The organism is Streptomyces sp. NPDC052107, assembly GCF_040680215.1.
In the GTDB taxonomy this organism is placed as follows: domain Bacteria; phylum Actinomycetota; class Actinomycetes; order Streptomycetales; family Streptomycetaceae; genus Streptomyces.
Map to the genome: position 1 here is coordinate 1 of NZ_JBFAWG010000143.1, position 12558 is coordinate 12558.

A 12558-nucleotide genomic window follows, 5' to 3' on the forward strand; every position below is an offset into this window, starting at 1 on the left:
CGGAACCCGTAGCTCACCTCGGTGAACCCGGCCTCGAAGACCGGTTCGAGAACCATCTTCGCGGCGGTCATCACCACCCGGTCCGCAACGGTGGGAATCGACAGCGGCCGGAACTCCCCCGGCCGCCCCGGCTTGGGAATCTGGACCCGCCGCAGCACCGACGGACGATACGTATACGTCCGCAGCCGCTCCGCCAGATCCTGGAGGAATGCATCCACCCCCGAGGCCGCCACCGCGTCGACGGTCACGCCGTCCACACCAGGGGCTCCCCGGTTCGTGCACACGACCGACCATGCCCGCCACAAGACGTCCATGCGGTGGACGTGGCCATACAGGGCATGAAACCGTCGTTCGGGTTCTTGCTTGGCACAGCGGTAAAGCGTCCACTGCAAGGCTCGGACCTTGTCCAAAGGACGGCCACCCAGTCCAGCGGCGCCTTCCTCCCGACGGATGGAACTAGCCGAAACGGCACTCATCCGGGCCCCTCCCTGTTCGCGAATCGCATCGATGAAGCAGGGGCCCTTCGCTCCTGACGGGTTGTGGTGTCCCGCCGATCGGCACTACTACGACCCCCTCCGACTGCCTCTCGACAGCCCGCCACTTCCCGGTTCCGCCGGTTATAGGCAGGCCACGCTCCCGGACCGCATGCCCGGGGCCGAGTAGGCCCTCTCCAGTTCCCAGGACACCCTTCCGACCGTTCCACGCCCCTTACGCCGGGAGGTTCCTCGGCGCCTGCTCCAGGTTCCCGGACGCCTTCCATGGCCTTCGCCCTACGCATACGGGCTCGGCACCTCCTTGGCCCACCCTCCCGGGCGGGGTCTGCATATCGACGCTGCAGGCTTCACTTCATGTTGCGGACCGGTCGGTCGCACGCCCCCGAGGGACGCTTGTCACTCCACTTCGACGCCGCCCTCTCGAACGACGCCGGGAGTCAGCTACCGGGGACCCTGGCGTCTCCCCGGACCGGACTTGCACCGGCTGGCTGCCCTGAACTTGTCGTCCGGTTACATCCCCTCCACCTCTTTCAAGCTGGGACGATGCCCGAACTCCTGGACGTACACGCATAGTGCATGAACAGGTTCGCCAAGACCGGCGATACCGGTGAGCCCTGGGGGGTTCCCCGGTCGCGCTCCTGCAAGGTGCCGTCAGGCAGTTGCAGCGGGGCACACAGCCACCGCTTGACATACAGCACTACCCAGACGGCGTCGGTGTGAGCCTCCACGGCCTTGACCAGCAGGTCCCACCGGACGCTGTCGAAGAACTTCTGGACATCGAGATCGATCACCCAGTCCTTCTTCCAGCAACGTTCCCGGCAGCGTTCCACCGCGTCATGGGCCGACCGTCCAGGCCGGTATCCGTAGGAGTCCGGATGGAACACCGGTTCCACCCGCCTCATCAGATGCCGGGCCACCACGGTCTGGGCAACTCGATCAGAGACACAAGGGATGCCGAGCATCCTCGTGCCGCCGCCGTGCTGCTTGGGGATCTCCACCGCCCGCACCGGAGGCGGGAAGTACGTCCCCGACGACATCCGATTCCAGATCTTGTAAAGGTTGCCCTTCAGATCCTTCTCGAATTCGTCAAGAGACTGGCCGTCCACCCCCGGCGCACCCTTGTTCGCCTTCACCTCGCGATAAGCCTCCCAGACCTCCCACTTCGAGATCTCAAACGGCTTGACCTGCGACTTCAACTTGTCTATCGGTTCCTCCCGGAGACCGTCCGGTTGACCAGACACACAAAGCCACGGATGACCCGGCCCCTTCGCTCCACCCCCATTACAGGGGCTTCCTCACTACTACGAGCCGGTCCGCCGGCGCACCCCGCATCGGTACTCAGCCCCTCCACGGTTTCGGCCGCTTGGGGCGCTCCCTCTCACCCGCCCGGTCTGGGCGGGCAGTGTCGGGGCACGCCTTCTCCTGTTCCGCGTGACCGCGGCAGATCAGGCTCACGTCGTCTTCATGCCGGACACCGCCTGGCCAGTCGACGGGCTCCCGCCAGGCTCATCCCGGGATCGCCAGAACACCCCGGTTTCGATGTCATCAAGGTTGTTTCGACACTTCAGCAACGATTCGCTTGCGCTCGTCTTCCTGATCCCTACCTGACGCCTCCCGGGCGCCTTTTCCTCATCGCTCACCACGACGGTCTTCAGCCAACGCAGCATGAGGCGGTTTGAAGCCTCCCCCCGCAGGGCGACTCCGAAGGGCCAAACCTTCATCGGTCACACAGCGCCGCTTCGAGCAGCTCCTCCTACATCAAGCTCCTCCTCGCGTTCAGGACGCACTCTGGCACAACGACCACACCGGCCAGCCCGTCCTTCGCTCACTGACCGCCTACGACCACTAACCACAGACCCCTTGGAATTGATCATCTAGGGAAGCGACGTCGCTTCCGTGAGCCGGGAACCAGGGCGTTCGCTGCAAGCCAGGTCTGGATGTCCGCAGCCTCCCGCGGACGCCCGAGACTGAGGAGCAAGTTCGCCTGCAAGCCCAGCGCATCATGGAGTGGTGGAAGGAACTCCTCGGGTAGGGCTCGCACAAACTTGCGGTAGATCTCCACTGCTTCGCCCGTAGCTCGCAGCGCCCCAGGCAAGTCCTGTTGTGCTTCATTAAGTACCCAGGCCCAACAAGCCAGCGAGTGGGCAAGTTCGGCTTCGTAGGCTGTATTGGCTGGAGAGGTCGCCGCCAACCGGCGGCAGGCATCGACGTGTTTCTTGCAGGCATCGACTGCTTTCTCCAGAGGGGTGCCGAGGTTGGTCGGTGAGGAGGCAAGGTCGGGTTCGTAGGTGGCGGGGCTGTCCGCCGCCAGCCGACTCCGAGGCGGGGGTTGTTCCCCGAGTTCGATGAGGCGACTGTAGCGCCTGAGGACGACGCCACGATCACTGCCGGGAACGGGGTCGATCGCGAAGGCGAGCGGCAGAACCTCAGCGGATGTGCGGGGATCGCTGTCGAAGCGCGCCCTCGCCGCGGCGATTTCCTTGTACGTGCCGATGGAGATGCGCCGTTCCGACGTGAAGCTCGGCTCGCCGACGCGGCTGACCGGAAAGACCTTCGGGCCGAAGACCTTTCGGCAGGCGTCCGTAAGCTGCTGGGACAGGTGATCGCCCTGGGTCATCACGTGTACGGGCCCCTCGGTTGCCGCGTACATTCCGGTGATCAGGAGTACGACCATCTCCAGGTCGCGCCCCGTCGGGTGAGGGAGGGCCCCAAGGGTGGTGCCCTGCTCGTAGAGCATGAGTGCCACGCTCAATTGATCCCTGCTGGGCACGGAACCCGTACCCCTTCGAATCAACTCGATCAGCACCGGCAGGCGGTCCATATCGGCCTTCGGCGCAGGACGTTCGATCGGGACACGGGCATACAGAACCTCTTCGTGCCGCGTCAGTTCATTGAGCCGTCCTTCCGTCACGGAGTCGAGCTTCGGGTCGAGCGCCACAGTCACCCCTGCCAGGACGTGTCCTCGTGCATGGGCTTGCGAGTATCCGGCTTCGGAAAGTGCCGCATTCCACGATGTCCCCTTGAGCGGGCCGCTCGCGCTCGTCACCGTCAGGCGGTTCGGATCGAGCTGCAGGTTGAGGCCTTGCACGGTTCCGAACGATGAGGCTTGCCGCGCAGCCGCCGTGAATCCGGCATCCGCGTACTTGTCCAACGTGGCGATCCGCCACGATCGGTGGCCCGTGCCCGTCCGGGTCAGAATCGCCGCCTCGCACGACGGATTCACCAGCAGCACGGGTATGCCCGCTGCCTCCCATCCCAGTACGCAGGCTCGCCACGTCAGGTTGAGGTTGAAGTTCTCGGCCTCCGCCGGCGAGTGACGCACCCATGCCGAGGGGCGGCACTCCTGGTGATGGAGCGAGGCACACAGCGCGACATTCAAGTCGTCGATCGCGAGGTTGAGACCATCCGCGTCTGTGATCTCCTCCCCGCATGTCAGACAGTCCACGGGTACCAGACCGGCCTGCAGTTTACCGACTGTCCCATTGCCGAGGGCCGCGCGGATGTCGTCGGAGACCGCGAGATTATTGCGCATGAGATTCCCCTCTTAAGGTTCTCCATGGTGGTGGGCGCGATGACGGAGGACCCGTCCGACAGCGCCTCTCGCCTCTCAGCTCTCCGGCCCGGCGAGCTCCCAGTCCAGCTCCCACACACTCGCCGCGCCCTCGAACCCGCCGACGAGCAGATACCGCCCATCCGGCGTCATCTGCATGTCGAGCACGCCGCTCTGCCCTGTCTCAAGGGTGTGCACCAGCTCACGGGTCCGGACGCACCAGACGGTGATAACGCCTGCCATATCGCCCGTGAAGACGAAGCGGCTGTCCGGGCTCAGCGCCACGGATACGAGCCGACCCTTCTGCCCGGCGAATCCGTGGACGGGCTCGCCGTCGGCGTTCCACACGCGCAGGTGCGGCGCTTCGTCCCCGCACGCGAGAACGAGCCGACGGTCATCCGTCGCGCATACATCCCACGGGTAGTAGGCGTCACTGACCGGGATGTCGGTCAGGCAACTGCCGCTCGACAGGTCCCAGAGTCGGATTGAGCCGCGTGCCCCGGAGACCGCGGTACGCCGGTCCGCGCTGATCCGGACGGCGTTGACGTGCGTGGTGTGTCCGGTGAGAGTGCGCAGCGGCCGTCCGGTGGTCAGGTCCCAGAGCTGGACTGCGTGGCCGGTGTCGGCCGCGACCATCCGGCTGAGGTCGGCGGAGATGGAAGCTGTGGTAAGGATGCGTGGGTCCATCGGGACGAACGAGACGAGCTCCGTACCGCCCGACGTCGACCAGACGCTCATGGTTCCCGAGGCCAACACGCCCGCCACCCGTTGACCGTCGGCGTCGAGCCTCGTCGTCAGCATGCCTTCGGGAAGATCCAGCAGCGGCGTACCGCTGCGCAGGTCCCACAGGCTCGCCGCGAGTTGAGTCCCGCACGTCGCATAACGACCGTCATCGGAGAGACTCATCCCGAACCTGTTGGATGCCGTGCCGTGTACGGACAACGTCCGCGTGATCCACGCTGCGCGCAAGCCTGTTCGGGGCAACCGGTCACCGAGTTCTCGCCATGCCCGCAAGAGCCTCACGTCGCGCTCATAGCCGGGGATCGCGCGCGCCTTGCCGAGAAGTTCGTGTGCGGTCCGGTAGCGGGAGGCGGCGATGGCCGCCTCGGCCTGGACCGTCAGCTCTCGCACTTCGTCGCCGAAGCGAGCAAGGTCGACAGCGGCGTGGGGTCGGCTCACGCGTAACGCGGCCTGATATCCGACAGGGACGCTGAGATTCCATGAGCGGACGGTGTTGTCCACGGCGACTGATCGCGCGTGGCGGCCGTCCGGGGAGAGCCAGACATCGCACACCGCCTCTGTATGCCCGTCCAGCGTACGAAGACAGCGGAGTTCAGTGAGATCCCACAGGCATACGGTGCCGTCCTCGTTGCCTGTCAGTGCCCACCGGGCGTCCTCGCTGAGAGCCAGAGCCGTGATGCCCGCCTGCGTCGTCAACTGTCGCTCGCACTCTCCAGTCCGCACATTCCAGACCCGGATCGTCCGGTCGTCGCTTGCCACGACCACGCGGGCGCAGTCTGCGGTCCACGCCATGGCTGACGCCCGAGCGCAGGAATCTGTGAGAACGCGGGAGCGGCCCTGGGAGCCGGGGCGCACGAGATGCAAGCGGCCTTGAGGCTCTCCGTGATGGATGAGCAACGCGGATCCGTCGGGGCTCACCTCCATCATGGAGAAGACACTTGCACGCTCGTCGAAGGTCTCGCGGAGAACGAGCCCGCCTCGTGCCGTCGTCGTTCCCTGCTGGAGATTCCAGCCGAGCAACTCGCCGTCCTTGGTCACCGCATACGCTCTGGCCTGGTCAGGAGTCATGCGCAGGGCATAGACGGTTTCGTCTCCGACCGGGGTGAACATACGCAGCGAACGCCCCGTTTCGAAGTTCCAGAGGCGAATGCACTCACCGCGGATGAGCGCCAGACCGAATCTGCCGTCCCCACTGCTGACGTGGACGGACCAGCCCGCGTTACTCGCGCAACTGCGCAGGCACTCGCCGGTGGACGCGTCCCACAGACGGGTCACGCCGCTCGAATCGCCGCTGATCACGCGTGTCCCGTCCCGCGTGAATCCCACCTGGCCGAAGGGCGGGAAACCGGGATCCAGGTGCCAGGGCAGGGAAGTCGTCCGGGCGGCGGTCAGGTGACCGAGGTCTGGGGCGTCCAGGGCTTGCTTCGCGGATCGCGTTTCCGGTTCGTCGGCATGTTCGCGCGGGACCAATTCCAAGATCTCCCGCGCGCTGTCGACGGCACCGCGCTCCAGGTGCGCTTGTGCCGTCAACGTATGTGCGTACCACGGGTTTCCGGCATGGCTGCTTGCGGCGCGCAACAAGGAGAGCATGGCCGCGTCGCTGATCTCGCCGCGCCGCCACCGCAGCAACCCCGCGTTGTACGTCGCGTCGAGATGCTGGGGGTCTGCTTCGAGCGCCTCGCGCAGCTTGTCCGCAGCCTGCTCCGGCTTCCCGAGGTCGAGCAGCGACAGGGCGCGGTTGCTGTACTCGGCCGCCCTCAGCTCGGCCTGCGTCGGTGGCAACAGCCGCGGGGCGTCAGGGGCGTACTGGCTGTGGAGCTCCTCGAGTTCGACGGCGATGTCCGCCATCGAGTCCGGCCGTGACCGCGGAACTTCCGCCAGGCAGCGATCCAGCAGTACGGCAAGGGATTTCGGCATCTGCCATGCCGACGCGTCAAGGGACGGGGCGCTGCTGTGCGTCGCACGGGTGAGTGGCCCGACGGTCGTGCAGGACTGCGCCGACGAGGCGCCGCTGAACATCTCTTTCACGGAAACCGCGAAGCTGTAGACATCGGACGCTTTGTCCAGTGGTTTCCCCTGCATCTGCTCCGGGGACGCGTATGCGGGAGTCAGACCGCCGCCGCCCTGAGCCACCAGGGTGGTTCTGCTCCCGGATGGACCGCCGGAGAGCGCAGTCAATGCTTGCGCGATCCCGAAGTCCGTGATCTTCGCAACTCCGTCGGCGCCGCTTTCGAGCAGCACGTTGTCGGGTTTCACATCACAGTGCAGTACGCCGCTGCCGTGGGCAAATTCGAGTCCGCGCGCCATCTGGCTGCTGATACGCAGGATGCGCGTGACGACCGTCTCAGAATCTCCGGCGTACAGTGCCCCGGTGTCGATCGACTCGCGCAGGCTGCCGCCACGGACGTACTCCGCGAACAGACGCGGGACACCGTTCAGCGTACGCACGTAGTAGCAGCTGCAGACATTCGGGTGCAGTCCCAAGGATACCCACCGCTCGGCTTCGGCGATGAAGCGTTCGACATCGCCGGCGTGCACGAAATGCTGCGGCAGCGGCGACTTGACCGCCAGGTCGATGCCCCATCCGAGGTGCCGCACACGGTGAACGACACCCATTCCGCCGTGGCCCACGATGCGGGTCAAGTGGTAGAGCCCGTCGATCACATCACCGGTGGTCCACCGCGGCGACCGTTCTGCGGCAGTACTCATGCCTTCATCTCCTCCAAGCTGTCCGGCCCGGTCCCCCAGGAGAACGTGCGATCGTGCTAACCGATGGAGAGGGATACGTGTTCGTTGAGCACGACGGTGTCGCGCCTTTGGACCGGTACGGCCGCGTGACGGCGGACGTCGACGTCCTGTTGCCCCTCACGGCGCAGCACAGCATCGCCGGCGCCGCTCAGATGGGTGTACGACCAACCGTCGTCGGAGAGTTCGAGGGCTCCGTGCATGCGGCTGACGTCGGGCCGGTCGATAGGGATGTCCTTATGACTGCGACCGATTGTCACGTAACTCGATGTGGTCGGGTACGTGTCGACGACGGCACCGTCCACGACCACCGACACGTCGAGAGCGTCTTGGAGGGTGGGGCGGCCCGTCGTCAGTGCGGCGTCGTACACAACGCACAGAGAGCGACCGTCAGGAAGTCGCAGAACGCTGCCGTTCGGAACGAATACCGTCTCGCCTGGACGGATCTCCGGGCCCTGATCTTCACCCAGCACTACGCGGTCTGAAGTTTTCTGGATCCATTGGAAGCCGGGCCGCCCGTCGACGCTGTCGAACCAGCGGAAGGATCCGACAACAGCACCGTCGCCTTCTGGCTTTCTGACGGTCGGCCCATCCGCTGTCATGGAAAGCGGCAGGTCCAGCGGACGGCCAAGATAGAATCGCGCCGCGTCGCCATCACGCTCTTCACGATGGCCCTCGAAGAGGACGAGAGTCGTGGCCGCTTGCGGGGAACTCTCAGCGACCAGCGGCGACCACACTCGCTGTTCCGCGGACTCCGAAGGCATGCGCCGCAAAAAACTGCGGGCAACACTCGCCCGAACAGTCATCTCCAGCCAGCCGTGACGACCCTCGTCCTGGCGGACGAAGAACCGGAACTCCCGGCTGCTGGCGGCTTGGCCGCGTCTGCCCGGGATCGTCCACTCCAACAGGGTCGTGCCGACTCCGACGACGTTGCTGACCAGTTCCTGATGGCTCGTGGTCCGATCCAGTCCGCCGCTGACCGTGCCAATACCTGGCGTGATAGAGACTTTCGCGCTGGTCGTCGACGGGACGTCGGAATACTCCACGGACGGCGACGGCGCGTAGGCCACCGGAGTCGGGCAGCCACGAGGTGCGTGGAGGCGCGCGGAGACCACGAGGTCGAGGTCGGCCTTCGGCTGCACGGACCGGACGGCGACGGGGATCGAGACCCTGAGATAGCGCGACGCCTCGCGTGCCGAGGCGGCCAGATCCGTACTTTCGAGCATCGCTGAGGTCGCAACATCGCAATCGATCTCGCCTATGTCGACCGCCAACGCCCGTGCGCGCGGGCCGCTGCCGTGTCCAGGCATCGATCGACCTCCTGTAGCCGGAAGTGGTTTGAGCGCACGAACATCATGCCCGACACCACTGACATGCGGGATGCCGTTGGATAATTGCGGGAGTGAAGATTCGGAATCAACACCGGCACTCCGGCCCGGTGGCACGACCGGGTCAGCCCAGATCGACCGAGTGGTTCGCGAGCGGACGTTGACGAGCGCGCGGGTCTCGCCTGTCGTCATCAGCATCGGTCGTCTGCTCATGGCTCCAGCACCAGCGGCCCCGCAGTCTTCGGTGTACCTGCCCATGACGGCGGTCACCCCGAACTCCGGGGCGCTGGGCGCCTGTTGTCCGCTCGAGGCTGTGGCGCCAAGCCGACGACGAAGCGGCCCGACGCCCCGCAACAACGCAGGCCGATGGCCTGCGGAGACCCCGGCGCACACTCCCATCCCGATGAGTGCCGAGCGGCCGCAAGAGCGCGCGGAATCACGGAGTGCCTCACGTCGCGTTCTCGTTTCGGATCATGCGGCGCAGGCTGAGCCGCGCGCTGGCAAGGTCGTCCTGAACCTCGCTGAGCTGTTGGGCAAGGTTCTTCACCTGGGCCAAGGCATCGTCACGCTCGCCCTGCAGACGCTGGTGCTCTGCCGTGAGTTCATCGACGCGAGCGCCGAGGTCAGCGGCGCCGAACTGGTCGAGCTGCTGGCCGAGGCTGCGACGGACGGCGCTCTTGAGACGTCCGACTTCTTCCCGCAGGCGCCTGTTGTCCTCCTGGAGGAGGTTCTTCTCCACCTTCCATCCGGCCGGTTCCTTGGCGCTGGCGCGGGCACCGTTGGCTGCGGCGCGTCCCTGTCGGCGTCGCGCGGTCTCGATGTGCTCACGCACGCCCTCGGCGTAGACGAGCCAATGGGAGACGTTCGCGGCGCGGGCCACCCCGGTGAAGGTGACCGGCTCGTCGTCGGCGAGCAGTTGGTCGACGACCGACAGGACGCGGGCGCGTTTGTCGCGCGAGTCCTTCTGCCTCGCCTCGCGAAGGACCTGGGAGGGGGTGCGGGAATCAGTCATCGGTACTTCTCCGGGCGGGGATGGAGGAAACGGGTAGGGCGTCAGGAGGAGGTGCCGTGGCGCGGACCTTGCGCAGGACCGCAGACGCCTCTTCGAGGTGGCGCCGATCGTCTTCAGGCATCACCTCGAGCTGGCGGCGGATGCTGGTGACAACGTTCTGGAAGGAGTCGATCTGGTCGCTGAAGTTGCGGACGACTTCGACGTGGACGTACACGGACATGGACGCCTCGGACATGTGCCCGAGCAGGTCGGAGACCACTGACCGGTCGGTGCCCTGGCGGATCCACTCGGTGGCGGCGCTGTGACGGATCATGTGGGGCCGGGCGATCAGGTCCGCCCGCCGGGCGAGCCGGTCGAACAGCCCCTTGACGCCGAAGTACGTCATCGCCTGTCCGAGCGGCTCACGGAAGAGATTGACGAGCACCTGCTCGGTGAAGTCGGCCTGCGGGACTGCCGAGCGCTCGTAGAGGTAGTCGGCGTAGCAGATGCCCAGCTCGCTGGTGACCGGGATGGATCGCGGCCGCCGCGACTTCGCCCAGGCGCCATTGCTGTTCAAGCGGCGCCGCACGTGCACGTGCGGGCCCTTGACCTGGCAGCCGACGGCCTGCGAGTCGGCCAGCGGGTGCATGTCCTCACGGCGCAGCCCGAGCGCCTCGCCGATCCTCATGCCGGTGCACCACAGCAGGAGCACCAAGAAGCGGTCCCGCGCGTGCCGAGTGGCGTCGATCAGCCGGGCGATCTGCTCGACCGTCAGCCACTCGATCCCCGAGTCGACGCCCCGGAGCTTGAGTATTCGCGAACGGACCGTGCGGTACTGGTCGTTCTCGCCCGGGTTGAAGCCCCTAGGTAGATACCGCAGGTAGCGGGGCTCGGCCAGCTGCCCGGCGAGTTCTGGATCGACCCACTTCATGCGCACACCGAAGCTCAGGAACTCGCAGACCGTACCCACGATCGCGTTCGCGGTGTTCTCGTCGCGGAATCGTTCCGGCCCGCCCCCACCACGGGCTCGTGAGGGCAACGGTTCCTCCACCAGCCAGTGCAGGAAGCGCGCGAGTTGCCACACGGTGATCTGCGCCCAGTCCAAGCGGTGGAACGCGCAGTACGAAAGGTACAGCGCCGTACGCCCGGCGTACGTCCTCTCCGTGTTGTAGGCCCGGCCGGCGTCTCGCAGACCTGTGAGGAAGAGCGAGCCCTCGCGGTGAAGGGTGTAGTCGTCAGCTCCGACGATCACCCACCCGGTGCGGTCCTGGGCCAGCGTCGCCCGCTCTGGGCTGAACGACGTGACAAACGTGCCTGTGATGCCCAACACCCCTTGGATACCGATGATCCAGCCCGTTCAGCGCCCATGTGCCTGACGTGACTGATTGAAAGATCATCACGAAGATAAAGCCGCGTCCGAGAACCGAGTACGCACTGACGACGACCAGTTCCTCCAGGCGCTGTGCCCCATGGCACCGAGCACCGCCGCTGCCCACGGGCTGAAAACGAAGTCGCCGATCACAGCACGGGTACGCCGTCCCGGAGATACAGCGGCCGTCCCGTCTCCAGCGCGCGCACGGCGCCCTCGAACCGGCGTCGCATTCGGTCCACGAGGCGAATGCCGGCTTCGTCCGGCGTCACAAAAGCGAGCTCGGACAGTTCGTCGTCGCGCGGGCGGAGCCGGTCGCTCTGGTCCTGGTCGAGCGTGCCGCCGTCAAGACGAAGGCAATCTGGTCGTCCCAGGGGCCATGCGGGGCGACCCAGTCCACCACCAGCAGGCCTCGCAGAACGATGCCGAGATCAAGTTCTTCCATCAGCTCGCGCCGTACCGCCTCCTCCGGTGGCTCGTTGGCCTCAGCCATCCCGCCGGGCAGGTCCCATCCCGGTTTGTAAGTTGGATTGACCAGGAGCACGCGCCCGGCCTTGTCCCGTAGCAGCACATCGGCGGCCACGCGCTTGCGGGCTTGCTTGGCATTCCCCTCCGCGAGGTAGGCGTTCCACGCGTCTGGGTCGGCCGGGGTAGGTGCCTTGGTGGTCCTCATGCTGTGGTGCCTCCCGGGGACGGCGGGATCAGAGTTGCAGGACCCGGACAGAGCCCAGGGTGGGGCTCGTGCTGAGAGGGTGGCCAGCGCTCACGGCGGCGTCCAGGTCACCGCGGCGGACGTGGATGTCGACGAGGGTGATCCGGGACAACGCCAGCGACCGCGCCCGGCTCGCCTCGCGCAGCGCCAGGGACTGCTCGGCATACGTCAGGGCCTGGTCGTACTGCTCGAAGTCGCGACGGATCAGCGCCGATTCACTGGCCAGCACGGCGTCGTCGAACGGCCTCAGCCACGGGTGTTCAGCGACACCCGCTCCCTCGAGGTCGCGCTGCGCCGCAATAGCCAGCTTGAGGCCGCACTGACCGCGCCGTCACCCACCGGCCTCCACCGCATGCATCAACGCGCACCCCGGCCCTCATCACATCCCGCATCCTCGACACGGTCACCCTCTGGAGGGGAGTTGAGGGCAGCCGTCTCGACTTGTTCGCTCCCCGCCTTGGCCGTGAGGGCCGTATCGTGGGAGGTGCCTCCGGGGTTTGCCGACAGCTCCCCCGGAGGTGCCCGCATTTTCAGGCTCTCCTGCCGTATGTGTGGGTCATTCTGTGGCGGGTTGGCGGCCGGGGAGGGTGGGGCGGTCGCCGGCGAGGGTGAGCATGACGAGGGCGAT

At 66.3% G+C, this 12558-nt stretch carries 7 protein-coding genes and 2 pseudogenes; all 9 read right to left on the reverse strand.

Going from position 1 to position 12558, the window contains the following annotated elements:
* Window positions 1–257: pseudogene (locus AB0M27_RS44305) on the reverse strand (group II intron reverse transcriptase/maturase); the annotation flags it as partial.
* A 767-nt stretch (window positions 258–1024) separates the two neighbouring features.
* Entirely contained in the window at window positions 1025–1690 is a 666-nt protein-coding gene (locus tag AB0M27_RS44310; protein ID WP_365731434.1) for a reverse transcriptase domain-containing protein, read from the reverse strand.
* A gap of 674 nt (window positions 1691–2364) precedes the next feature.
* Window positions 2365–4026, reverse strand: coding sequence for a hypothetical protein (locus AB0M27_RS44315; protein ID WP_365731436.1), 1662 nt, complete (start codon window positions 4024–4026; stop codon window positions 2365–2367).
* Window positions 4027–4101: 75 nt separating this feature from the next.
* Complete coding sequence (locus AB0M27_RS44320) at window positions 4102–7494, reverse strand: protein kinase (protein ID WP_365731438.1); 3393 nt, start codon at window positions 7492–7494, stop codon at window positions 4102–4104.
* Window positions 7495–7550: 56 nt separating this feature from the next.
* Complete coding sequence (locus tag AB0M27_RS44325; protein WP_365731441.1) at window positions 7551–9071, reverse strand: FHA domain-containing protein; 1521 nt, start codon at window positions 9069–9071, stop codon at window positions 7551–7553.
* Between the two features lie 235 nt (window positions 9072–9306).
* Complete coding sequence (locus AB0M27_RS44330; protein WP_365731443.1) at window positions 9307–9870, reverse strand: DUF6262 family protein; 564 nt, start codon at window positions 9868–9870, stop codon at window positions 9307–9309.
* Window positions 9863–11176, reverse strand: coding sequence for a tyrosine-type recombinase/integrase (locus AB0M27_RS44335; protein WP_365731453.1), 1314 nt, complete (start codon window positions 11174–11176; stop codon window positions 9863–9865). Before AB0M27_RS44335 ends, AB0M27_RS44330 begins: the two co-directional genes overlap by 8 nt.
* 191 nt (window positions 11177–11367) lie before the next feature.
* Window positions 11368–11891: pseudogene (locus tag AB0M27_RS44340) on the reverse strand (NUDIX hydrolase).
* A 28-nt stretch (window positions 11892–11919) separates the two neighbouring features.
* Entirely contained in the window at window positions 11920–12159 is a 240-nt protein-coding gene (locus AB0M27_RS44345; RefSeq protein WP_365731455.1) for a hypothetical protein, read from the reverse strand.
* Window positions 12160–12558 lie beyond the last annotated feature (399 nt).

Bases quoted from the DNA above. Each gene is read 5' to 3' on its own strand.
- AB0M27_RS44315 (WP_365731436.1), bottom strand. From the start codon at position 4,026: ATGCGCAATAATCTCGCGGTCTCCGACGACATCCGCGCGGCCCTCGGC.
- AB0M27_RS44320 (WP_365731438.1), bottom strand. From the start codon at position 7,494: ATGAGTACTGCCGCAGAACGGTCGCCGCGGTGGACCACCGGTGATGTG.
- AB0M27_RS44325 (WP_365731441.1), bottom strand. From the start codon at position 9,071: ATGAGCAGACGACCGATGCTGATGACGACAGGCGAGACCCGCGCGCTC.
- AB0M27_RS44330 (WP_365731443.1), bottom strand. From the start codon at position 9,870: ATGACTGATTCCCGCACCCCCTCCCAGGTCCTTCGCGAGGCGAGGCAG.